This window comes from Rhizobium tropici CIAT 899 (genome assembly GCF_000330885.1).
GTDB lineage: Bacteria > Pseudomonadota > Alphaproteobacteria > Rhizobiales > Rhizobiaceae > Rhizobium > Rhizobium tropici.
The window spans coordinates 1,706,774-1,729,317 of the sequence record NC_020062.1 but is presented as its reverse complement, the minus strand read 5'-3'; the positions used below and the strand labels follow the sequence as shown (position 1 = coordinate 1,729,317).

General features: G+C 59.3%; 24 protein-coding genes. 8 read left to right on the top strand and 16 right to left on the bottom strand.

Translation table 11 applies throughout. The annotated features are described in order from the left end of the window. Positions 1–444: 444 nt before the first annotated feature. From RTCIAT899_RS30045 to RTCIAT899_RS30030, 4 genes are all read right to left on the bottom strand, one after another. Positions 445–648, bottom strand: a complete 204-nt coding sequence (locus RTCIAT899_RS30045) for a hypothetical protein (protein ID WP_015343609.1) — start codon at positions 646–648, stop codon at positions 445–447. A gap of 43 nt (positions 649–691) precedes the next feature. Then, entirely contained in the window at positions 692–934 is a 243-nt protein-coding gene (gene rpsU, locus RTCIAT899_RS30040) for a 30S ribosomal protein S21 (RefSeq protein WP_015343608.1), read from the bottom strand. A gap of 28 nt (positions 935–962) precedes the next feature. Then, positions 963–1,244: a hypothetical protein gene (locus tag RTCIAT899_RS30035; protein WP_015343607.1), complete on the bottom strand. Its 282-nt coding sequence runs from the start codon at positions 1,242–1,244 to the stop codon at positions 963–965. 110 nt (positions 1,245–1,354) lie between these two features. Beyond that, a complete protein-coding gene (locus RTCIAT899_RS30030) occupies positions 1,355–1,564 on the bottom strand; it encodes a cold-shock protein (RefSeq protein ID WP_015343606.1) in 210 nt (69 codons plus the stop codon). A gap of 668 nt (positions 1,565–2,232) precedes the next feature. On the opposite strand from RTCIAT899_RS30030, the gene RTCIAT899_RS30025 reads away from it, so the two are divergent. Continuing rightward, on the top strand, positions 2,233–3,387 hold the full coding sequence (locus RTCIAT899_RS30025) for an epoxide hydrolase family protein (protein WP_015343605.1): 1,155 nt from the start codon (positions 2,233–2,235) through the stop codon (positions 3,385–3,387). 130 nt (positions 3,388–3,517) lie between these two features. On the opposite strand, the gene RTCIAT899_RS30020 is transcribed toward RTCIAT899_RS30025, so the two are convergent. Next, entirely contained in the window at positions 3,518–4,444 is a 927-nt protein-coding gene (locus RTCIAT899_RS30020; protein WP_015343604.1) for an alpha/beta fold hydrolase, read from the bottom strand. Between the two features lie 215 nt (positions 4,445–4,659). Continuing rightward, positions 4,660–5,598 (bottom strand): AraC family transcriptional regulator, encoded by a 939-nt coding sequence (locus tag RTCIAT899_RS30015; protein ID WP_015343603.1) that lies wholly within the window; start codon positions 5,596–5,598, stop codon positions 4,660–4,662. 192 nt (positions 5,599–5,790) lie between these two features. On the opposite strand from RTCIAT899_RS30015, the gene RTCIAT899_RS30010 reads away from it, so the two are divergent. Further along, positions 5,791–6,639, top strand: coding sequence for an oxidoreductase (locus tag RTCIAT899_RS30010; RefSeq protein ID WP_015343602.1), 849 nt, complete (start codon positions 5,791–5,793; stop codon positions 6,637–6,639). A 9-nt stretch (positions 6,640–6,648) separates the two neighbouring features. Here the strand turns inward: RTCIAT899_RS30010 and RTCIAT899_RS30005 are convergent, their stop codons facing one another. The 3 genes from RTCIAT899_RS30005 to RTCIAT899_RS29995 form a co-directional block, all read right to left on the bottom strand. Continuing rightward, positions 6,649–6,915, bottom strand: coding sequence for a hypothetical protein (locus RTCIAT899_RS30005; protein WP_041678260.1), 267 nt, complete (start codon positions 6,913–6,915; stop codon positions 6,649–6,651). Positions 6,916–7,025: 110 nt separating this feature from the next. Further along, positions 7,026–7,826, bottom strand: coding sequence for a BtpA/SgcQ family protein (locus RTCIAT899_RS30000; RefSeq protein ID WP_015343601.1), 801 nt, complete (start codon positions 7,824–7,826; stop codon positions 7,026–7,028). Between the two features lie 54 nt (positions 7,827–7,880). Beyond that, the gene (locus RTCIAT899_RS29995) at positions 7,881–8,735 is read right to left on the bottom strand and encodes a DeoR/GlpR family DNA-binding transcription regulator (RefSeq protein ID WP_015343600.1); all 855 of its coding nucleotides are present in this window, start codon (positions 8,733–8,735) and stop codon (positions 7,881–7,883) included. 185 nt (positions 8,736–8,920) lie between these two features. Between RTCIAT899_RS29995 and RTCIAT899_RS29990 the strand changes: the two genes are divergently transcribed. The 4 genes from RTCIAT899_RS29990 to RTCIAT899_RS29975 are packed head-to-tail and all read left to right on the top strand — an operon-like array spanning position 8,921 to position 13,019. Continuing rightward, positions 8,921–9,700 carry an SDR family NAD(P)-dependent oxidoreductase gene (locus RTCIAT899_RS29990; RefSeq protein ID WP_015343599.1) on the top strand — a complete coding sequence of 260 codons (780 nt, stop codon included), beginning with the start codon at positions 8,921–8,923 and terminating at the stop codon, positions 9,698–9,700. Positions 9,701–9,742: 42 nt separating this feature from the next. Then, complete coding sequence (locus RTCIAT899_RS29985) at positions 9,743–10,906, top strand: ABC transporter ATP-binding protein (RefSeq protein WP_015343598.1); 1,164 nt, start codon at positions 9,743–9,745, stop codon at positions 10,904–10,906. Positions 10,907–10,920: 14 nt separating this feature from the next. Further along, positions 10,921–12,408: an FGGY-family carbohydrate kinase gene (locus tag RTCIAT899_RS29980; protein WP_015343597.1), complete on the top strand. Its 1,488-nt coding sequence runs from the start codon at positions 10,921–10,923 to the stop codon at positions 12,406–12,408. Then, positions 12,405–13,019, top strand: a complete 615-nt coding sequence (locus RTCIAT899_RS29975; protein ID WP_015343596.1) for an HAD family hydrolase — start codon at positions 12,405–12,407, stop codon at positions 13,017–13,019. The genes RTCIAT899_RS29980 and RTCIAT899_RS29975 overlap by 4 nt, the downstream gene beginning before the upstream one ends. A gap of 120 nt (positions 13,020–13,139) precedes the next feature. Here RTCIAT899_RS29975 and RTCIAT899_RS29970 read toward each other — a convergent pair whose 3' ends face one another. From RTCIAT899_RS29970 to RTCIAT899_RS29960, 3 genes are all read right to left on the bottom strand, one after another. Next, entirely contained in the window at positions 13,140–13,946 is an 807-nt protein-coding gene (locus tag RTCIAT899_RS29970) for a carbohydrate ABC transporter permease (RefSeq protein WP_015343595.1), read from the bottom strand. Between the two features lie 11 nt (positions 13,947–13,957). Next, the gene (locus RTCIAT899_RS29965; protein ID WP_015343594.1) at positions 13,958–14,902 is read right to left on the bottom strand and encodes a carbohydrate ABC transporter permease; all 945 of its coding nucleotides are present in this window, start codon (positions 14,900–14,902) and stop codon (positions 13,958–13,960) included. A gap of 170 nt (positions 14,903–15,072) precedes the next feature. Then, positions 15,073–16,347, bottom strand: coding sequence for an ABC transporter substrate-binding protein (locus tag RTCIAT899_RS29960; RefSeq protein WP_376766868.1), 1,275 nt, complete (start codon positions 16,345–16,347; stop codon positions 15,073–15,075). Between the two features lie 235 nt (positions 16,348–16,582). Between RTCIAT899_RS29960 and RTCIAT899_RS29955 the strand changes: the two genes are divergently transcribed. Together RTCIAT899_RS29955 and RTCIAT899_RS29950 are read left to right on the top strand one after the other, a co-directional pair. After that, entirely contained in the window at positions 16,583–18,061 is a 1,479-nt protein-coding gene (locus RTCIAT899_RS29955) for a SidA/IucD/PvdA family monooxygenase (protein ID WP_015343592.1), read from the top strand. Beyond that, positions 18,058–19,083, top strand: coding sequence for a questin oxidase family protein (locus RTCIAT899_RS29950; RefSeq protein WP_015343591.1), 1,026 nt, complete (start codon positions 18,058–18,060; stop codon positions 19,081–19,083). Before RTCIAT899_RS29955 ends, RTCIAT899_RS29950 begins: the two co-directional genes overlap by 4 nt. A 42-nt stretch (positions 19,084–19,125) precedes the next feature. Here RTCIAT899_RS29950 and RTCIAT899_RS29945 read toward each other — a convergent pair whose 3' ends face one another. The 4 genes from RTCIAT899_RS29945 to RTCIAT899_RS29930 all read right to left on the bottom strand — a co-directional run bounded on the left by RTCIAT899_RS29945 (position 19,126) and on the right by RTCIAT899_RS29930 (position 22,354). Continuing rightward, positions 19,126–19,824 carry a transporter substrate-binding domain-containing protein gene (locus RTCIAT899_RS29945; protein ID WP_015343590.1) on the bottom strand — a complete coding sequence of 233 codons (699 nt, stop codon included), beginning with the start codon at positions 19,822–19,824 and terminating at the stop codon, positions 19,126–19,128. 61 nt (positions 19,825–19,885) lie between these two features. Next, positions 19,886–20,650 (bottom strand): 4-hydroxy-2-oxoheptanedioate aldolase, encoded by a 765-nt coding sequence (hpaI, locus tag RTCIAT899_RS29940; RefSeq protein ID WP_015343589.1) that lies wholly within the window; start codon positions 20,648–20,650, stop codon positions 19,886–19,888. 7 nt (positions 20,651–20,657) lie between these two features. Beyond that, complete coding sequence (gene hpaH / locus RTCIAT899_RS29935; protein ID WP_015343588.1) at positions 20,658–21,440, bottom strand: 2-oxo-hept-4-ene-1,7-dioate hydratase; 783 nt, start codon at positions 21,438–21,440, stop codon at positions 20,658–20,660. 20 nt (positions 21,441–21,460) lie between these two features. Further along, positions 21,461–22,354, bottom strand: coding sequence for a dioxygenase family protein (locus RTCIAT899_RS29930; RefSeq protein WP_015343587.1), 894 nt, complete (start codon positions 22,352–22,354; stop codon positions 21,461–21,463). Positions 22,355–22,544 lie beyond the last annotated feature (190 nt).

Below are 22,544 nucleotides of genomic sequence, written 5' to 3'. Positions count from 1 at the left end.
AAGACTTCGCGAAATCCGGCGCATCAGCCCGGGAATGGGTCCATCCCCGGGAATCGAACATGGCTGTTCGGGCTGTCGAGGCGTTTGTAAGACCGGGTCCAAATCCTAATGTCGAAAGGTATGACTGTGCATCTTGCCTTTGATGACAAAAGCACGATGGACCTGGAGTCGACATCGAAGCAGGCCGGCAGGGCGCTCGTGACCGCAGCCTCAGTGCGAGCGAAGTGCGCCGTCTAAAAGGTGATGATGCCTGGAGGAAATGGAGGCATTGCTTAAGTGTTGTCGCGCGGTTCGTACGAGCGCGACGATTGACTGGACCTGATGAGGCCGGCCCAACTGTTGGGTCTCGTGTCGCCGGACGACGACATTGCCTCCCAATCCTCAGAGAGTGCTCCGCCGCGGGAAAGCGAGCGATTGTCTGGCGAAGAACCGCCAGACAATCCGCTATCCCTTCCTGTCTTTCTTTTTTGCTTTCGGCGCAGGCGCAGGCTCCTGCGCCAAACGAAGCGCGCGAAGCCTGTCCGTCTTCTTCTGTCGAGCAGAGGCCTCATCGGCCAGGATATCCTTGGCAATCGACGTCGTCTGTTCGGACTTGGTTTGCGCTGACAGCTTTTCAGCCTTGAACAGGGTGTCTTTCGTCTTTGTCATGCTTCCTCCATTTCAGCAGGTGCGTTCCAAAGGACGCTGGACGTCAGCGAGCTCGCGCCATGACTTTCTTCTTCGGCGCCGGCAGCAAGCCTTCGCGCTGTGCCTGCTTACGGGCAAGCTTCCGCGCGCGGCGGACCGCCTCGCCCTTTTCGCGAGCGCGCTTTTCGGACGGCTTTTCATAGGCGCTGCGTGCCTTCATTTCCCGAAATACGCCTTCGCGCTGCAATTTCTTTTTCAGAACGCGGAGCGCCTGATCGACGTTGTTGTCTCTTACCAGAACCTGCAAAACTTCTCCTTCTCAGCTCGCGCTGGGTTTATTTCTTGGTGCGGATTGAATTCGAGTTGATCCAGCTCGATTTCGATGTTTGCGATATCTCGGCTTGCACCGGTGAAAGCGACGATGGTGACGCCGCGGCATCGATATCGTCCTGACGGACGCTCCGCTCGAAACTCTCATTTTGGAAGCGGACGCGATAATGGACAACGCCCTGTGACACAGGCAGCACAGACACGATGCGCCCAGCCGGCTGGGCGTTTCCGAAAATTCCAGGCTTCAGGACGATGCTGTCGCCCGGCCGGTAACGACCATTTGCCATGTCGTTCTCCGTTTCGAAATGAAAAACAAAAGGCCGGGACGTATCCCGACCTTCCTCGGTCATGGTTTCAGCGCGCCAGTACATCCGTGGTCGCGCGAAGCCGTGACAAATTATACGGCCCGAAGATTGTCAGCCGAGCTCTTGCCGGATCTGCGATCCTGCACGATGTCGTAAGTGATCTTCTGACCATCGTTGAGCGAACGCATGCCGGCGCGCTCTACCGCGGAGATATGGACGAAAACGTCCGTGCTGCCATCATCAGGCTGAATGAAGCCGAAGCCCTTGGTGGAGTTAAACCACTTAACTGTACCAGTGTTCATAACGATTTCCTTTCATAGCAATCGTTGTTTGCCCCGCGATACCTTGCGGGATTAGATCGATTATTTGAGAGGAAATCCGGCGAGGGCGCAGAGGCTCCTCGACGACGTCGCAAGCAATGGTCGATGGACCTTATATAGGTTGAATTGAAATATTGGCAACAGAGGCTGCGGAAGAGAAGGTTTTCGGCAGGCCGCGATGCTTGTCGAGCCGCCGCTGTCGATTTGCGCTGAAAACTGACCCGGGATTGGCTTGCCTTCTCCGCGAAGGCTGCTTTATCGTCGCTTTCAAAGGGTCTCTCCAGCTGGGGATGCGGACCAACTGGATCAGAGGCCTGAAACTCGTGGTGACTCGGCGGCCGATTCGATCACCTTGGCAACTTGTGGATCAATCGGTCCGAGGCCAATCAAGGTGACCGAGCAACGTCCCGATGTCGTTGGCCGCGTAAAGCCGTCGTGACGAGTCTCTGCATCGGTGTGGTCGGACGACCGATCAGCCGCCCCAGCGTATGCGCAACGGATCCTTGCAGGTCGCGCCTTCTTCATCAGCTTCGAGTGTCAGGTCAAAAAGGAGATTGCTCCAAGACCTTAAAAAGTTGTCTGTGACTATTCCGGGGCCCATATCCTTTCCACTGCAAACCTAATTGCCTGACGGCATTTTGGAGGCCCGAATGCAAACCATAGAGTTTCAAATCGATATTGGCGATGATGCCCTTGACGATTTGCGGCGTCGTGTCACTCAAACCAAATGGCCTGCCGCCATCGACCCAGAGGGTTGGGATGACGGAAGCAGCCTGCGGTTCATGCGTGAGCTTATCGACTATTGGCAGTGCGAATTCGATTGGCGGGCTCAAGAAACTCGCCTGAACCTGTTACCGCACTTCGTTGCCGAGATCGATGGTTTCAAAATCCACTACATCCATGTCAAAGGCCGGGGACCGTCACCAACCCCACTGATCATGACACATGGCTGGCCGGGGTCTTTCCTGGAGATGGAGCGCGTCATCCCGTTATTGACGGATCCTGGCGCACATGGCGGCGATCCCGAGGATACATTCGACCTCATTGTTCCTGCACTTCCCGGCTACGCCTTTTCGTCGGCGCCAGCCAAAGCGGGCATCGGCCCATTTGAGATCGCAGGTCTCTGGCGTAAGCTCATGCTTGGATTAGGGTACACAAATTTCGGTGCGCAGGGCGGCGATATCGGCGCGGCGGTTTCCAGCTGGCTTGCCTTCCGGTTTCCAAAGGACGTGGTCGGCATTCACCTGAACTACATTCCTGGCAGCTTCCGCCCACCCATCGGCGATGGTCTGCCGCCTCTTACCCCTCAGGAAGCGGAGTTTAAGAAAGTTGCAGCGGAATGGGCGGACAAAGAGGGCGCCTATGCACATGTCCAAGGCACCAAGCCGCAGACGCTGGCCTATGGATTGTCCGATTCACCCGTCGGATTGGCTGCCTGGATCGTTGAGAAATTCCGGTCGTGGAGCGATTGCGATGGCAATGTCCTCGACGTCTTCAGCATGGATACTCTGCTGACCGAAATCAGCCTCTATTGGTTCAGCGGCTCGCTCGACGCCTCATTCAGGCTCTACAAGGAGAGCCGTGCGCATCCGCTGTCATTCGAAAAAGGACAGCGGATTCTTCCCCCTGTCGCCATCTCGCACTTTGCCAAGGAACTGCCGCAGCCGCCTCGCTCTTGGGTTGAACGGGTCTACAACGTTGTCCGCTGGAGCGAGCATGCAGCGGGCGGCCATTTCGCGGCGATGGAAAAGCCCGGCGAGCTGGTCGCGGATATCAGGTCACATTTTCGCGCCTTGCCTCGGTAAATGCTCTTGCGCCCTGCCGGTTTGAAAGGCGGGGCCTTTGGTAACGGACTGCTTTGGCGCATCGACGAGCGTGTTATGCACTTTGCTGCTCATGCCTTTCAAATCCGTTCTCATGCTCGTCCCCTCGCCATCAAAGGTTTTCGTTATGAAGCCATGTACTGATGATCTCGACGAGTTCAGTCTTGCGCTCCAGTGGCAGCCAATGGCCGCCGGCCACGCTCGTCACGGTGAGGTCTGGGCAAGCGCGGCGCATCGGATCGCCCTGGTGATTTCCGTTGATGGTGCAGATCTGATCGAAGTCACCGTTGATGAACAGGACCGGCTGCGACAGGCGGCCGCCATCGGGGGCCTCGCGAGCGTAAGCTATGTTGGCGTCATCGTTCATGTACCGGGCGCAGGCGGGGCGGAAGCCGTGAGTCTTGAACGCACTCACCAAGACCTCGAAATCCGCGGCGGGCCACAAAGCGGGATCGGGTTGGGCCGGCGGAGCCCTGCGAGCAGCACCGAAACGGCCACCGTTTCGGGTGACCATCGCGTTCGGCGAAACCTTGCCGATGCCTTCTGGGCTGCCTGAGCGAAAGATCGATGCCAGCGATGCCCGTTTGTCGGCATCGAGGTCGGCGATCGCGACGTCGAAATGAGTCGTGTAGTAGCGGTGGTAATCCCATTGGCCATCCGGATATTGGTCGGCGGGGTAAATTGTCCTGTCGACCAATGGAACGATCGTGTGCAGGGCGTGGCCGCCCGGTTGATAGGCAAGTGAGGTCAGCACGACGCCACGACTGCGATTGGGCTCATGGGCGACCAACGCGCCGGCCACGACGCTGCCCCAGTCGTGGCCAACCCAGATCGCCGGCCTGCCGCCCAGATGGTCATGGAGTTCCGCCATGTCCAAAGCGACTTGCTTGATTGTGTAAGCGTCGTTGGCTGCGGGTGCGAAAGAACCGCCGTAGCCGCGCAGGTCAGGGGCAACACAGTGCCATCCCTCGGCGGCGAAGGCCTCCATCTGGGCGCGCCACATCAAACCGATGCTCGGCCAGCCGTGGAGGAAGATCATCAGCGGACCCTCCGTAGGTCCGCATTCGACGAAGCGGGTTGTCTGACGAGGCGTGATCAGAGTGCGCGGATTCAGAGGCGAGCGGGGCAACGCCCATGCACGGCTTGCCAGCGCCGCGCCGCCCATTCCAACGGAGGAGCATCGGTCAAGCGTCAGTCCAGCTGCAGAACGGGTCAATTGAAGCTCAGATCTCATCGTTGAAAGACTCCACTCGCTCAGATCTTTAACGGGCGCTCCGCTGACGCTTCCGCCACGCCAACTTGTCGGGCAGGATTAGACGGCCCGATGCCCTTCAGATAGGCGGCGTCCCGGACGGGTGGCCGGCCGAACAAGCGTCTGTACTCGCGCGTGAACTGCGTCTGGCTGTCATAGCCGACCTCGAAGCCGACTGTTCGGGCACTCGATCCGCCAGTCAGCAAGCGTTTGCGCGCCTCCTGAAGCCTGACATGCGTGCGATATTCAAGCGGAGTCATCAGTGTTGTCGCCTTGAAATGGCGATGAAGTGATGTCGCACTCATGCCTGCAAGGTCGGCAAGCAGGCCGATCGTCATAGGCTTATTGTAATGCTCCTTTATCCACGAGGTGACCCTCCCAATCTGGGCGATCTTCGTGTCCATTGTGGCGTAGTCTCTTAATGTTGCACCATGCTCACTCCGGAGAAGCCGGTAATAGAGTTCAGTCGTTGCTGGCTTGAGAAGCGCGGGCAGATCCTCCGGGCGGTTGAGAAGCAGTATGAGGCGATGAAGTGCGCCCAAGATGTCTTCTGTCTGCCGCCCTAGCGACAGACCCTCTCTGTGCGCTGCAGCAGGGCGGACCGCGACATTCGGAAGCAGTTCGGCCAGGTCCTGCCGGTTAAGTTCAAATGAGAGCGCATAATGCGGGTGGTCGCTGGAAGCAGCGGTTATCCGGGCCGAAACCGGCAAATTCACTGAAGCGATGAAGTATTGCGTGTCATCAACTTCGAACGCACGACCGCCCAGCAAAATTTCCTTTCGGCCCTGGATCACAACGCAGAGGCGGGGAGTGTAAATGCTCTCAACAGGAAGGGTCGGCGCTTCGACCTTAAAGATCGAAAGACCAGCGATTGGGGTTTTTTGTTTCGGCGCGGCAGCGTGTCGATCAATGATGGCGGCAAGCTCTTCCTTGATACTCAACCCGTTTCTCCACGATCTACCGGCAGAGCCTCCAATATAGGCGGTGTCAGGAGATTTGGTAGGATCGTACGAAAGATTGGGTGTTTCGCCATAACGCGCCCGTTCTTCGGTTTGTATCTTTCGTCAATGGCAACCGGTCCTGACACCGGCTCTGCAGCCATGGTCGTTAGCAAATCAGAAGGATGATCGAAAATGACGAATAAACCCGTATGGTTCATTACCGGCGCCTCGAATGGCCTCGGCTTCGAGATCGCAAAACACGTGCTCGGTCTCGGTTACCGGGTGGTCCTGACGGCAAGGAACCCCGCGCAACTGGCCGGGCTCGCCAACCAGTTCAAGGGGCAAGCGCTCGCGCTGAAAGTCGATGTCACCGATCGCTCGACGATCAGGAGCGCTGTTGCCGAAACGCTCTCGACGTTCGGTCAGATCGATGTTCTCGTCAACAATGCCGGCTACGGCTATCTCGCAGCGATCGAAGAGGGAGACGAGGAAGGTGTTCGCAGCCAGTTCAACACCAACCTCTTCGGGCTCATCGATGTTACGAAAGAAGCCTTGCCTGCCATGCGGGCGCGCAGAAGCGGTCATATTGTAAACGTTTCTTCGCTTGGCGGGCTCATGGCATTCGCGGCGACCGGTTACTACCACGCCACAAAATTTGCAGTCGAGGCCGTTTCAGAGGCTCTCGCCCAAGAGGTCGCGCCGCTCGGCATCAAGGTAACCATTGTCGAACCCGGCGCATTTCGCACCAACTGGGCTGGAAGCTCGATGGCGGAATCTCCCATCGTCATTGATGATTATGCCGAGACGGCAGGAAAGCGTCGGATATCGACGAAGGCGGTTTCCGGCAATCAGCCGGGCGATCCCGCCCGCGCCGCGGCGGCTATCCAGATGGCGGTTGAATCGAAAGCGCCTCCCCTGCGGCTCCTCTTGGGAGGCTCTGCTCTGGATCTGGCCTACAAGCGCCTTGAAACACTTCGGAAGAATTTCGACGAGTGGAGCGATGTGACTCGCAGCGCCGATTTTCCTGAGTTTCAAAGATGATACCCTTGATCATGCGAGCTTGTATTTCGGCAGGAGGAAATGACGTTCGATACCCGCCGCGGCCAGCGACCGCACGGCTGCAGGCTGGTGGGAGAGATTGTCGGCCTGTTCGCTGGAGGCGGCGATCGAGCAGGTCATGGCGAATAAGAGGCAGGCTCTGGTGGAAATCGGGATTGCGTCATGATGATAAATAGGGTCGGCCGTGTATCCGCGCGGACGCCCCCTCTCAGAAACCGCCGAGCCCACGAAGAGATTGGAACTATGATGATTTTCCAAGCTTCCTCCTCGGGTACTCCCTATGTGGACTCCGTCGCTGGTGTGGAGGCGTCCACATCGTCACTCCACTCATGACTTTATAAGATGGAGGCTTTTGAGCCAGGGCGTCGTCAGCGAATAGTGCCGACGACGTCCATGAAGCGCTTGACGCGGGCGGGCTCGACCTTGTTCCAGGTATTGCCCTCGTATTTGAAATGCGTGCCGATGACGACGCCGCTGGCGCAGGAGAGGATGCCGGTGACATTATCCTTGTTGACGCCCGTATTGGCGAAAACGGGAACATCCGTCACGGCTTCACAGACCTTGCGCAGGCCGGACTGGTCGACCGGCTGACCGGTCAGCGGGCCGGATACAAGGATGGCATCGGCCAGCGAGGAAAAGACGGCGCTCTTTGCGCGGAGTTCGATCGGACGCTGGTCGAGCGAATGGGCGAATTCCGCATTGATGTTGAACAGCATCTTCATGTCGGTGCGGCCGAGCTTGGCGCGTAGCCGCGCCGGCGTCGCGCAATCCGGCGCCCAGATACCCATGTCGGAGGCGAAGACGCCGGTGAAGATCTCACGCACGAAGCTTGCGCCGGTGGCGGCACCGATGGCGACGCTGGCTGTCGGATCCCAGAGATAGTTGACGCCGAAGGGAATCCTGAGTTCTGCCTTTGCAGCCTGGACGATCGCCGTCATCGCAGCAATACCTTCCGGAGGTGCTTTCAACTCGTAAGGCCGGTCATTCTCGTTGCCAAACATGATGGCATCGACGCCGCCTTCCTGCAGCGCGCGAATATCTTCCATCACGTCGTCGATGAGCTTCGAGAGGCCGCCTTTCGGATCATAATTCGGCGAACCCGGCAGGGCGCCGATATGCGCCATGGCAATGATGACCTTCTTCTTGTCACCAAAAAAATCAAAAACCATCGAAAGCTCCGAAATTGGGCGTTAGAGAAAGCGGGTTTTCACAAACCGGACGTTTCAGGAGGGCGAGCCGGCGACCATCACTTCGACCTTGGCAGCCTCAAGCGCTTCGGCCAGTTCGGGCGGCGGCGATGCATTGGTGATCAGCATGTCGAATTGTGAAAGCGGCGCGATGTGGACGAGCGACATGCAATCGAATTTCGATGCGTCGCAGAGAACGACCTTTTTTGTCGAGCGGCGGAGATAGACGCGCTTCATCTCCGTATCATCGAAGGAATAGTCGTAAATACCATCCGACGTCAGCCCGGAAACACCGACAAAGACGATGTCAAACCAAAGTGCTTCGAACTGGGAAATCGCCGTCGCATTGGAGATCGACAACTCATCGTTTCTCATGCGTCCACCCGGCAGGTAGACTTCCGCCAGGCCTTCCCCAAGCTGGGTGGCGTTGCGCACGCTGTTGGTGAAGAATTTCACATGCTGCTGGCCGGCGAGCAACCGGGCAAGCAGGAATGTTGTTGTGCCGACATCGAGCGCAATGGTGCGAAGCCCAGCAGCGACTTGTGCCGCCGCTTCCGCAATCAACCGCTTCGGCAATGCGTTCTTGGCAAGACGAGCCTGAAAGGTCGGCTCGTTGAGACGCGAGATGGTTGCGGACAGGCCGGGTTCGGCAATTGCGGTAAGATCGGTGCTCACCGCTCCGCCATGGGTGCGGGCAAGCCGGCCTTCCTTTTCCAGTTCGGTCAGGTCGCGCCGCACAGTCATTTCGGACACGCCGAGCTGCGCAGCGATTTCCGAGACGGATACAGCGCCCGTTTCGGCCAGCGCATCCAAGATGAAGGCCCGGCGCGTGCGCGCAAGAACTTTCGTCTTTTCGATTGTCAGCGTTTCAGCGTCATGGCCTGTGATCATTGGTCTGTCTTTCATTTAGATAAGGTCGGTTGGTGTTTGCATGCGCATACCTCCGAAGCCCGGCCTCCCATTACATAATTAGTGATTAACTCAGAAAGTGAACAAATTCAAACATAAATTTCGATTGATTTGTAAGTTTTTGTTGCTATATGATCGCGATGTTGTTTAGGTCGGAGATATGGTTCGTGGGACATCCTAAATTCGCGGAGCTCGAGGGATTAAAGGCGATCGTCACCGGCGGAGGCAGTGGAATAGGCCGCGCAATCGCGCAGGCGCTGGCGAAACAAGGCGTCAAGATCACCATTTGCGACATCAATCTGGACGCGGCGAACACAGCCGCACAATCGATTTCGGGCCACGCTCTGGAGATCGATGTCCGTTCACGTTCCTCCGTAGAAAAGACATTCGCGCAAGCAGCCGATATCATGGGCGGCTACGATATACTGATTGCCAATGCCGGTGTCTCCACCATGCAGCATGCGCTGGAGATCACCGACGAGGAGTGGGACTTCAACTTCGACATCAATACACGCGGCATCTTTCTGACGAACCAGATCGCTGCGCGCCGCTTCGTGGCGCAGGGCCAGGGGGTGATTGTCAACACGGCCTCGCTTGCCGCAAAGGTCGGCGCGCCGCTTCTGGCCCATTACTCCGCCAGCAAGTTCGCCGTTCTCGGCTGGACACAGGCGCTTGCCCGCGAATTGGCCTCGAAAGGCATCCGCGTCAATGCCGTCTGCCCGGGTTTCGTCAAGACCGGCATGCAGGAGCGCGAGATCGATTGGGAAGCCAAACTGCGCGGCGTCAGTCCTGAACGTGTCGTTGAAGACTACATCGCCCAGACGCCGCTCGGTCGGCTGGAGACGCCCGAGGACGTCGCCGATGTCGTTGTTTTCCTCTGCTCGGATTCCGCCCGTTTCATGACCGGTCAGGGCGTCAACGTCACTGGCGGCGTCTATATGACCTGACGGGCTAGCCGGCCGCCCAAGCCGCATCATATCGGAGAGATCATGGCATCCATCGTCTTTGAGGGAGTGGAAAAACGTTATCCGGACGGATATGCGGCAATCCAGCACCTCGATCTCACCATCGAGGATGGTGAGTTTCTGGTTCTAGTTGGCCCGAGCGGCTGCGGTAAGTCGACCGCTCTCCGAATGATTGCGGGTCTTGAGGATATCACTGGCGGCCGCCTGTTGGTTGGCGATACCGTCGCCAACGGCCTTGCGCCCCGCGACCGCGACATTGCAATGGTCTTCCAGTCTTACGCGCTTTATCCGCATATGACGGTCGCCGAGAATATCGGCTTCGGCCTGTCCGTGCGCGGCGTCGACAAGACCGAGATCGACCGCAAGGTCAGGGAAACGGCCAAGCTTCTCGAACTCGATGCCTATCTCGGCCGCAAGCCGGGGCAGCTTTCCGGCGGTCAGCGACAGCGCGTGGCGATGGGCCGTGCATTGGTGCGCGCGCCGAAGGCGTTTTTGATGGATGAACCTTTAAGCAATCTCGACGCGCGGCTGCGAGGCCAGATGCGGGCCGAAATCGCCCGGCTGCAGAAGTTGAGCGGCATTACCACCGTCTACGTCACGCATGATCAGATCGAGGCCATGACCATGGGTGATCGCGTCGCCGTGATGCGCGCCGGTGCTTTGCAGCAGCTCGGCACGCCGCGTGCGCTTTACGACACGCCCGCCAATCTCTTCGTTGCCGGTTTCATCGGTACGCCGTCGATGAACTTCCTGAAAGCCACCCTGGTGCGCAGCGAGGGCGGTCTGGCTGCTGCCGCCGGCGGGTTCAGCCTGCCGGTGCCCGAGCCTGTCGTTGCCGCGCGTCCGGCGCTTTTGCGTCATGTCGGCAAGGAGATCATTGTCGGCGTGCGTGCCGAAGCGTTGAGCGCCACAGACGCCGTTGCCCCCTGTTTCGGGCGCATTGAAGGAACGATCGCCTTCATTGAGGATTTCGGTGCTACGAAACTTGTCCATCTCGATATCGGCGGGGCTGGCAAGCTGGAGGAGGTGACGGCGGAAGCCGACGAGGTTTCGCTTTCCGGACCTCGATTGCGTGCCTCTGTTCCGGCGACGTATGCGCTTCGCCTCGGCGAGACGCTATCCCTGTCGGTCAATCCCGCAGAACTGCATTTCTTCGACGCCGAGACCGAAAACGCGATCCGCGACTGAAAGGTTCTTCCGCCATGCCAGTGTTCATCGGCATCGATATCGGTACAACCTCGACGATCGCGGTAGCGATGTCGGAGGCCGGCGAACCGCTGGCCTCGGCCTCGCGCCCCTCGCGCTTGTCCTCGCCGCATCCCGGCTTTGCCGAGGCCGATCCCGGGCAATGGTGGGCGAACACGCAGGTCGTGGTGCGGGAGATGATCACGCGCTTGCCTGAGGAATGCGAACTCGCCGGTGTCTGCGTCACCGGCATGCTGCCGGCTGTGGTGCTGCTCGATCACGAACGCCGCGTGCTTCGCCCGAGCATCCAGCAAAGCGATGCGCGTTGCGGGACGGAAGTCGAAGCCATGAAAGCGGCATTGAACGAGGAGCGTTTCCTCAGCCGCACAGGCCAGGGCCTGACCCAGCAATTGGTTGCCCCGAAACTGCAATGGCTGAGGGCGCATGAGCCGGATGTCTATCGCCGGGTCGCTCATGTCTTCGGCTCCTATGATTTCATCAATATGCACCTGACCGGCCGCCTGACGGTCGAGCGCAACTGGGCGCTTGAAGCGGGCTTCATCGATCTTGACGATCACCGGATTGCGGACGACCTCGTGGCGCTGTCGGGACTTCGCTCCGGCGTCCTGCCGGAGCTGGTCGCCTCGCATGAGGTCATCGGCGCGGTGACGGCGGAGGCGGCGGAACTGACTGGCCTGCCGGAAGGCCTGCCTGTCTTCGGTGGAGCCGCCGACCATATCGCCTCTGCGCTAGCGGCCGGCCTGACGCAGGCCGGTGATGTCCTCCTCAAATTTGGTGGGGCAGGCGACATCATCGCCATTGCCGGCCGGCCGGAGCCCGACCGCCGGCTTTTCCTCGATTACCATCTCGTTCCCGGCCTTTATGCGCCGAACGGCTGCATGGCTTCCTCAGGCTCGCTTCTCAGATGGCTTGCCGGCCTCATCGGCGGCTCGGAAGGCGACGATGTTTTAAAGCAGCTCGACCAGGAAGCGGCGACCGTGCCTGCCGGCGCGGACGGCGTGCGCGCGCTGCCCTATTTTCTCGGCGAGAAGACACCGATTCATGACCCGTTGGCGCGCGGTACGATCACAGGCCTCAGTCTCGGTCACACGCGCGGCCATATGTGGCGCGCGGCGCTGGAGGCGATTGCCTGCGGCTTCCGCCATCATCTTGATGTGCTTTCGGAAACGGGGCGCCCCGCAACGCGGCTGATCGCATCCGACGGGGGAAGCCGAAGCCGTGTCTGGATGCAGATCGTCGCCGATATCTGCGGCCAGCCGATCCACGTCTTGTCCGACGCTTTCGGCTCGTCGATTGGCGCGGCCTGGGTGGCGGCGGCAGGCTCCGGTATTGCGGTGTGGGACGATGCCGCGGCTTCCGTGCGTTTTGGCGCGGTACTTCAGCCTTCGCCCGAAGGTGTTGCCGCCGGCGACCGGATCTATGCCGACTACTGCGATCTCTATCGGTCGCTGAAACCCTTCTTCGCGCGTGGAGGCCAGCCATGATCAAGGCAATCGCCTGGGATGTCGACGGGACGCTGATCGACAGCGAACCGGTTCACCACAAGGCGCTGATGGCCATTTCGGAGCGCTATGGCGTCAACATTGCCGCCGATGATACGCGTTTCATCGGGGTGGCAATGAGTGATGTCTGGACGGTGCTCGCACCGCTCTATCCGCCCGGACTTGGCCCCGATACTTGGATCTCCGAGATTGTCGAGGCCTATATTGAGCGGGCCGCCGAGTTGCAGCCGATAGCGGGCGCGCCGGAGACGGTGCTTGCGCTCGCCGAGGCGGGGCTTGTTCAATGCGCGGTTTCCAACTCGTCTCGCCGCATCGTCGAGGCCAATCTCAAGGCTATGGGGCTCGACAGTGCGATGGCCTTTGCGATTGGGCGCGAGGATGTGGTGCATGGCAAGCCTGATCCCGAGCCTTATCGGCTTGCCTGCGAGCGTCTTGGCCTTGATGCTTCGCACGTGCTGGCTGTCGAGGATAGCGTCGTGGGCGCGGCGTCGGCGCGGGCGGCGGGCATGCTGGTGCTTCGCTATGGCGCGGATTTCACAGACTTCTCGACAATCCTCGACCTCGTTGAAGAGCGTAGGCTTCGTGCATCGTAAGAGCGTTTCCGGTGAAAACGAAATCGCCTGAAGCGCTCCGCTCGTTTTGTTTGACTTGTTCGAAATGACGAAAGGCGGCTCCGCGAGGTGCCGCCTTTTCAATCGCGGGTGTCTGTCCGCTCAGTTGATGCCTTTGGTCAGTCCCTGCACGAAATAGCGGTTGAGGACGAGCACGATGAGCACGATCGGCACGGTCGAGAAATGCGCCAACGCCCCGAGCGTGCCCCAGGTGATGTCCTTTGTGCCGTAGGCCGACAGCAACGCCACCGAGATCGGCTTGGAATCGAGCCGCGTCAGGAACATGGCGAAGAGGAAGTCGTTCCACGAGAAGAGCACGCAGAAAAGCGCAGAGGCGATGATGCCGGAGCGCACCGCTGGCAGCGATACTTTCCAGAACGCACCGAACTGCCGGCAGCCATCCGTCAGCGCCGCTTCTTCCAGTTCCTTCGGCAGGCCACGGAAGTAGGAAAACATCATCCAACTCACGAAGGCGGTATTGAGCACGCAATTGATCAGGACGACGCTGAACCAGCTGCCGATGAGGCCGATATCGCGCATGAGCAGGTAGAACGGGATGAGCGCCGCGACAGCGGGGACCATGCGGATCGTCATGAAGAAATAGGCAACGCCCATGGCGGCAGGATGTGTCGAGCGGGCGAGCGCATAGCCGGCCGGAACGCCGAGTATTAGCGAAAGCAGCATCGAGCCGCCAGCAATCAGGAGACTGGAAATGACGAGGCTGCCGACATCGAAGATACGCAGCGCGTTGCGGAACTGGTCCAGCGTCGGCGTGAAGAAGAGATGCGGTGGAATGGAGAAGATTGCGTTCGACGGTTTGTAGGCGGTCATCGCAAGCCACAGGAAGGGCAGCAGGAAGAAGGCGAGAGTAAGCAGCAGGAAACCGCGGCGCGCCGTATCAAAGACCATGGAGCGTGTCGTCATCGGCCGTTGGCCTTCTTGTCGAAATGGCGGATCATGAGGATGAAGCAGGCGGCGATGATCGCTACGCAGAGAAGCGCGATGTTGGAAATCGCCGATGCCTTGCCGATATTGAAGAAGCTCAGGCCCTCCTTTACCGCATAGACCATGAGCGTGTTGGTGGAATTGCCCGGTCCGCCGCCGGTCGTCACGAACACGCTGTCAAAGACGCGGAAGGCGTCGATGGTGCGTAGCGTCAGCGCCAGCATGACGGCGGGGAGCATGAGCGGCAAGGTGATGGAGCGGAAAGTGCGCCAGGCGGTTGCTCCGTCGACGGCGGCGGCCTCCAGGAGATCGCCGGGCAGCGCCTTTAGGCCGGCCAGTAGGATGAGCGCCACGAGCGGCGTCCATTCCCAGATGTCGATGAAGATGAGCGTGGCTAGCGCAGTCGATGGTGTGGCGAAGAGGCCGCGCGGATCGGTGATGCCCCACTGGGCAAGATAGTAGCCGACCATGCCGTAGTCGGCGAGGAGCAAGCCCTTGAAGATGAGGCCGACGACCAGCGGCGTAATGGTGACGGGAACGAGGATCAACGTCAGGCAGGCGCGATTGAACCGGTCGTCACGCCAGAGCGCCAGCGCGATGACAAAGCCGAAGACGAGTTCGATGGCGACAGAAAAAACGGTGAAGATGACCGTATTGGCAATAGCGCCGCGAAAATCGGCGTCTGCCAGCAGGTTGACGTAATTGTCGATGCCGACGAAATGGGTCCGCGCCGGCTTCAGGAGATTGTATTCGTAGAGGCTGTACCAGATGCCCTTTACGAGCGGGAAGACGCCGAGCGCAATCACGTAGGCGACGGCGGGGAGCGCCATGGCAAACAGGAAGAATTTTCGTCGCATGGCGAAAGAGACCGAGGGGAGGCGCGTGGCCGCCTTGCTGTCAACGGAACTGGTCAGGTTCATCGCGTAATTCGTCATCACCGAATGGCCAATTGCTTCGCGTTTCGATCTGAGAGGAAAACGGGCCGGTGCGCAAACGGAATCTTGCCTTCAGCGTGCCGCTAAAGCCGGCCCGACCATCGCCCTCGAAATGAAAGGCCCGCTTCACGGTCTTTCGTGAAGCGGGCCTGTTCTTAGAACAGCTTGGCGGCTGCTTCCTGCGCCGCATCAAGCGCGGCTTTGGGCTCGGCCGTACCGACGAGGACGGAGTTGACTGCCGTGCCTAGCATGTCCTGGATTTCCGGATATTCCGGAATGCGTGGGCGGTAGTCGCCGTCGCCGTTCTCGAAGACTTCGTTGAGAACGGGCAGGAACGGATACTTGGCGTTCAGTTCCTTGTCCGCGACCGTGCTCTTGCGGATATAGCTGCCAGCGCCGAGCATGTTCATCTCCTTCTGGATCTTCGGACTGGTGACCCACTTGATGAAGGTCCAGGCGGCTTCTTTCTGCTTGTCCTTCGCATCGGCATTGATGGCCATGCCCCAGCCGCCGATTCCGTAGATCTTCGGTAAACCCTTGCCGCGCGGGGCGAGCGCGACATCGACCTTGCCGACTATCTTGGATGTCTTCGGATCGTAATAGCCGGGCGCGCCGACGGACCAAGTCTGCATCGTGGCGGCGATGCCCTGGCGGAAGCTTTCCTCGCGGCCGCCCCAGTCATAGTCGGCGGCACCGGGAGGGGCTGCCTTCTTGAAGAGGTCGCGATAAACAGTCAGGCTCTTGATATTGGCTTCGGAATTGAGCGCCGGCTTGCCGTCCTTGTCGAGGATGGCGCCGCCCATTTCGGCGTTATATTGCATCCAGTCCTGGGCGACCGCCGGGCCTTTCTGGCCGTTGGCGACAAAGCCATACTGCTTCTTGGCCGGGTCGCTCAGCTTATAGGCGGCCGCGACCAGGTCTTCCATCGTTTCCGGCGCCTTCAAGCCGGCGGCGTCGAAGAGATCCTTGCGATAGGCGAGGACGTTGGCATAGCCGGCAAAGGGATAGGCGACCTGCTTGCCTTTGTAATTGCCGAGCGCTTCCGTGAGCTTGGGATAGATGTCGGCGGTATCCAGCTCCTTGGCGTCGCGCTTCATCAGGTCGTTGAGATCGATCGTATAGCCATTGGCGGCGAACTGCCCTGCCCAGACGATGTCCATGGTGATCAGATCATAACCGGCGGTGTGCCCCACGAAATCGGCGGTGGTCTTCGTCAGCAGAGAGCCGTAGTCCATGATGTCGACCTTGAGTTCTGCGCCGGTCGCTTCCTTGAACTCAGGCGCGATCTGCGCCAGCACGGCCGAATACTGGTCGTTCATGGATGCCAGACTGAGAGTGACGCCGGCCAGTGGCTTGTCGGCAGCCTGCGCCATGCCCCCTGTCAGGGCAATAATGCAAACGGTAGTAAACTTCTGAAAATTCCCCTTCATGAATGTCATTAGTGTTCTCCTTTTCATGATTGATCGCCACTATACATCAAACAAAAACGCACTCAAGTGCACTTGACAAAAATGCAACAATGGCCTGAATATAACAAAATTGAACAATATCGCGCACATTTTGCTTGATCACTGTGCAGTATGCCTCGTTTTTGCGCATTCGTCGGGTTGCTTAAAAGGCTTGCACTTGTGCCGGGCTTAGTCCGAGGCGGCGTTGAAGAAAGAAGTGTCAGGATCGAACATGAACGGCGGCCTCAGCACATCGCGACTTGAAGCGCTTGAAAAGCGGCTCGTCGGCGAAATGGAGACGACTGAGGCGCTCGGACGGGTATGGGCTCCGGCACCGGAGCCGGGGCCTGCTTTTATGGCGCGCTATAATGTCGTGATCTGCGGGGCCGGCATGTCGGGGCTTGCTATCGCCTTTGGCCTGAAACGACGCGGGGTTGTGGGCGTTCAGGTGATCGACAGGGCCGGGGAGGGGCGGGAAGGGCCTTGGATTGGCTGTGCGCGCATGAAGACGCTGCGCTCGCCGAAACATCTCGCCGGGCCGGATTATGGCCTGCCGTCGCTGACGCCGCGCGCCTGGTACGAAGCCGTCCATGGCACAGACGCCTATGAAAGCCTCGACAAGATGTCGCGGCAAGACTGGATGGCCTATCTTGGCTGGTATCGCACGATGACGGAGCCGAATGTCTCCAACGGCACGAGCCTTGCCGGGATCTCGCAAGTCGACGGCTGGTTGCGGCTTGTGCTTGAAGCGGATGGTGAAACGCAACAGATCGAATGCCGGCGGCTTGTGCTGGCCACCGGTATCGATGGCGGCGGCGCGCCTATGATCCCCGATTTCGTTCGTAGCTTGCCCAAGCAATATTGGACCCATAGTGCCGAGATTGCAGACGATAACCATCTCAAGGATCGGGATGTCGCCATTCTGGGTTCGGCGACTTCCAGCTTCGACTGGGCGGCAACGGCTTTGGAAAAGGGCGCAAAAAGCGTTGTTATGATCGGCCGCTCGCGCAATTTCGGCCGGACGGAAGTCTTGGCCTGGACCAATTTTCCGGGCTTCCTTGGTCATTTCGGTGACCTGTCGGACCTACAGAAATGGCGCTATATCCGGCTCTACAATGGCTTCAAGATCCCGCCGACACAGGATCAGTTCGATCGTGCAGTGTCCAATCCGCGTTTCGCCATGGCGCTGGGCCATAAGGTGCGGTCCGTGACATTGGATGCCGGGCGGGTTGTGATCGAAAGCGACAGCGGCATTTTCAGCGCCGATCATCTTCTGCTTGGTACCGGTTATACGATCGATTTTACCCAACGCGCGGAATTGAAGAGCATCGCGCCGCATGTGGCTTTCTGGTCCGATCGCTTCGCGCCGCCGGTTGGCGGGGCATCGCCCGAGATCGCGGCCCATCCCTATCTCGCGCGCGGCTTCGAACTGACGCCGAAGAATCCCGCGACCCATGGATGGCTGTCGCAAATCCATTTGTTCAACTGCTCGGCCCTTGCCAGCCTCGGCCCGATCAGTAACGGTGTGACTGGCATGAAATACGGCCTGCCGCGCATCGTCGATGCGGTCGTGGGCAGTCTCTTTCACGAGGCGGCCGACGATTTTCTCCGTGACCTTGCGGCCTATCGGGAGCATCATTTCGATCCGCGCGGCCACGGTGGAGACCTTGAAGGCATGAAGGAAGTGTCATCATGACAATCATACCAGCGTTTCCGCTTGGCCGAGTTCTGGAGAAGACCCGGTGTGAGAGTGTGGAATTTCCCTATCTGTTGGCCAATCACGCTCCGATGGTCCTCGTGGCACTCGATCGCATGGGCGCGACCCCTGAGCGTCTCGACGAATGGTATGAGATTTACCGCGTGGCAAACCAGCTTGTTCCCGCGCCGCCGCTCGTGGCTCCGATCGAGCGTGCGCGTTGGGATGCGGCGCTGGGTGACCGGACGCGGGAATCCGATTATCGCGCCTATTTCATCGCCGAAGTCGAACGGCTCGGAACCGATGCCGCGATCCGCCATTATTTGCCTCGGTTGATCCAGGGTGTGGCCGGCAGTGCGCTGCACCCGCTGATGCGGCTGGCTTATGCGGTGCTCAATGCCGACACGAAGGAAGCGGGAACGGCGCTCGGATACTGGGCGACCTGTTATCTGCCCTTGCCGGATCCGACTGGAATAAAGCCCGACACTGACGATCCGGCAGCCATTCTCGCTGCCATGAATAATGTTGCCGGCGTACATGACTATGTGCCTGAGACCGATCTTCTCTGGCATAATATACGCGAAGTCGCCGCCTTACCGGACTTTCCGCCGGTGATCGATCGTTTGCGCATTGATGAAGCGACGCCGAAGCGCATGGCGGAGACGGCGCTCGCCCTATTCGCCTCGACCATGGATTTCTCGGCGCTTCACGCCGTTACCGGCTTGCATTGGGCTCGGTTGGTCGCGGCGCATCTGGATGAGCCGCTGCCGCTTTACCGTGCCTTCTGGCAGGTGATTGCCACGCTCGTTCCGAAAATCGGCTTCCCAGCGCTTCCGACCGCCGAAACGCTTCGGGCGATGCGTGAGATGCAGGTACCGGACTGGCCAGAGATAAGGGCCGCGGCCGTGGCCTCCAACGACGAACACGATATTAGCCTGGTCTTTTCGGCATTGCAGGAGCAACTGGTCTGGGGTGATCCACTTTATCGGGTTGCGGCGGCACGGCGCGTTCGGCTGATCTAGAGGTAAACTCTGCCCGCGCAGGGTTTATGCATAGGGCGGGTTTCACGGAACTCCGTTTTTTTCTTCCCCAGCATCCGCGCCACCGAGCCGCCGCACGAAGTCCGCGAAGAAGAGCGAGGCATTGGTGGCCCGTTTGTGCACCGCGATCGTCTGAGGAATTCGCGAAAACACTCCATCTACCACCCGGAAGCCTTCCATCCGCTCCGAGGCGTTGAAGAGGAATTCGGTCAGTCCAGCCGCCGCGTCGCATTCTTGGTCGACGAGAAAGCCGACGGCCGCCGCCGGGTTGTCGACATGCAGCACCGTCGCTCGCTTGAGTGTTCGCTCAAGCTGTTTTGTATAGGCGGCGCTACGCGCGGAAGCGATGCGAATTCCATTGGTATCCAGCTCGTCCGCCGTCCGGTAGGGTGAAGTTACCGGAACCAGGTAGGTGGCTTCGACTGAGATATAGGGGGGCGAGAAGCTGAAGCGATCGGTTCTTGATGGGTCTGACGCGATGAAGGCGATGTCCCACTCGCCGCCGTCCGCAGCGGAAAGAATATCCGCCGCGGATCCGTATCGTATGAGGGAAAGCCCCCGATCAAGTTCGCGGGCGATCCTATCCGCAATTTCCGCGCTCAGTCCCACTAAGGCGCCTGCGGTTTCGTCCCAGCGGATCAATGCTGCGTTCGACATATTGACGGCGGCCCTGATGGTTCCAGCCGACGCTATTTCCGACCGGACCTGCTCCAAAGTGAACATACTACGTCTCCCTAGAGCGTGATGCCGAAAAGTGCAGGCGGTTTTCGAACGACATCCGGCCCTAGTGCGAAAACATGGACGCAAGTGCTTCCGATCCTCTGGCAAGGAGAGCAACATCGACACCAACTGCGGTAAACAGCGTTCCCTGCCCAATGCAGCGCGCCGCAAACTTCTCGTCAGGCGTCAAGATGCCCGAAGGCTTACCCACGGCTTTCAAGCGTTCGATCGCATTCTCGATTGCCGATACTACCTCGGGATGTCCCGGTTGGCCGGGATAACCGAGGCTGGCTGCAAGGTCTGCCGGACCGATGAAGATCCCGTCGACTCCATCGACCCCTGCAATGGCTTCAAGCCGATCGAGCGCCTCTCGTGTCTCGATCTGCAGCAAGAGGCAGATTTCCTGTTCGGCGGTCTGCGCGTAGTTCGGCACGCGCCCGAAGCGGGTGGCGCGGGTGAGGGCGGATACGCCGCGGATACCTCGCGGTGCGTAACGCGCCGCCGCCACGGCCGCCTTCGCCTCCTGTTCATTCTGCACATATGGAATGAGAAGCGTCTGGACGCCGATATCCAGAAAACGCTTGATCAATACGGGGTCGTTAAAGGCCGGGCGAACCACGGCGGCGACGTCGTACGGCGCGACCGCCTGCAACTGTGGAAGCACAGTAAGAACGTCGCTGGGAGAATGTTCGGTATCGAAAAGCAGCCAGTCGAAACCGGACGGTGCGACGATTTCCGCTGTATAGCTGCCCGGAAGGCCGCACCACAATCCGATCTGACTTTGACCGGCCTGGAGTTTTCGCTTGAAGCTGTTGACGGGGAGTTCCATTAGATCCTCACGCGAATGAGACGCCGATTGAGCCGACGGGGCCGTAGTCTGCCTGGATCACGTCGCCCTGGGCTATGTCCACAGGGCGGGTGAAAGAGCCGGCCAGCACGATCTGCCCCTTTTTCAAACCGCCGCCCACCGCATGGAGCTTGTTTACCAACCAGGCGATCCCGGCTGCCGGATGGCCCATGATCGCTGCAGAAACACCGGATTCCTCGATAATGCCGTTCTTCGAGAGAGTGGCGCCCACCCAGCGGATGTCGATGTCCATTGGGCGAATGATGCGCCCGCCAACAACGATCGCCCCGAAAGCGGCATTGTCGGCGATCGTGTCGGTGATCGCTCTTGGAACCTCGGTGCGATAGTCGATGATCTCGAGAGCCGGGACTACGAATTCAGTCGCCCTCATCACGTCGTAGATCCGGGTACCAGGCCCCTCGAGATCCTCGCCCATCACGAAGGCGAGCTCGACTTCGAGGCGGGGCTTGATAAAGAGGTCGGCCTTGATCTGCGCTCCGTCATTGTAGAGGGCGTCGTCGAGGATGACACCATAGTCGGGCTCGGTCATCTTGGATGCCATCTGCATCGCGCGCGACGTAAGGCCGATCTTGTGACCTACGACCCGAGCACCCCTAGCAGTCCGAGCCTCCGCCCAGAGCGCTTGAATTTTGTAGGCGTCTTCAAGCTCCAGACCGGGATAGGTCCTGCTCGGTTGAACGATTGGCTTGCGGTCGGTTTCTGCCTTCAGAAGGGCGTTGGCCGCCTCTCGGCGTTCCTGTTCTGTGATCATCGGTTCGGCTCTGTCGTTGGTTATTTGATTGGCGGGCGCGGCAGCACGGCCTCGCCGGGCTCCATGACGTAGGTGTAGTCGAGCGAGAACCAGGGCCTCTCAATGCCGGGTTCGGACGGATGCGGTTCGTCATGGCGGACGAAGTCGCCGGTCAGGGCTGCCGTCACTCCAAACTGAACGTCGGAATCGATATTGGGATCGCTTGGATCGAAGACCTGGGAAATCAGCGTCTTGTATCCCTGCTTGAAGATCAGGGCGTGAAGATGCGCTGGTCGGTACGGGTGACGTCCCTGCGCTTTTAGCAGTCGGCCGGCGACGCCATCGACCGGGATCGGGTATCCGACCATCTTCACGGTACTGAACCAGAAGCGGCCGTCGGCGTCCGTGGTGAACTTGCCCCGAAGGTTCATCTCAGCCTGATCGGGGTCCTGATTTTCATAGAGCCCAACAGGAGAAGCATGCCAAACATCGACCTCGGCACCCGCGATCGGCCTGCCGTCCCGGTCTACCACCCTGGCGCGGACATAGAGCGGCGTGCCTGGCGTGTCGGAGCGGATGATCGTACCGCCGTTTTCGACACGGGGAGAGTTCAGGCGCCAGAACGGGCCGAGAAGAGACTGCGACGTCTCCGTCTGGCCACCGTCGCCGTTGTTCAAAAGGCAAACCAGCGCGGACACGCCGAGAGATCCGGCCATGAGAACAAACTCGTTGTGGCTGTCCGTCTGCAGTTGTCCGATCTCGTTGAGTATCGCCGTAGCCTCGCGGAACTCGACTTCGGACAATCTCACCTCCCGCACGAATGCATGAAGATGCTTCACCATCGCCACGAGGATTTCTCGCAGACGTGGATCCTCGGTTTTGTTCATCACCGCGAGAACGGCAGGCGTCAACTCGCTTTCGGTCTTTATGGCCATAAGGGTACCTCCCACTGGCGCCGACTATTAAAAATAATCGATTATTTGTCAATGAATGTTGCGACGACTTTTTCGGTTGGCGGGAAGAAAATTTGCTCAATATTGTATTAAAGTACTGAATTTATTATATTAAATCCTAGTGGCGATCGAGTTTTGGCTACAAAATGGGCTCTTCTTCGCTTTCTCGTTG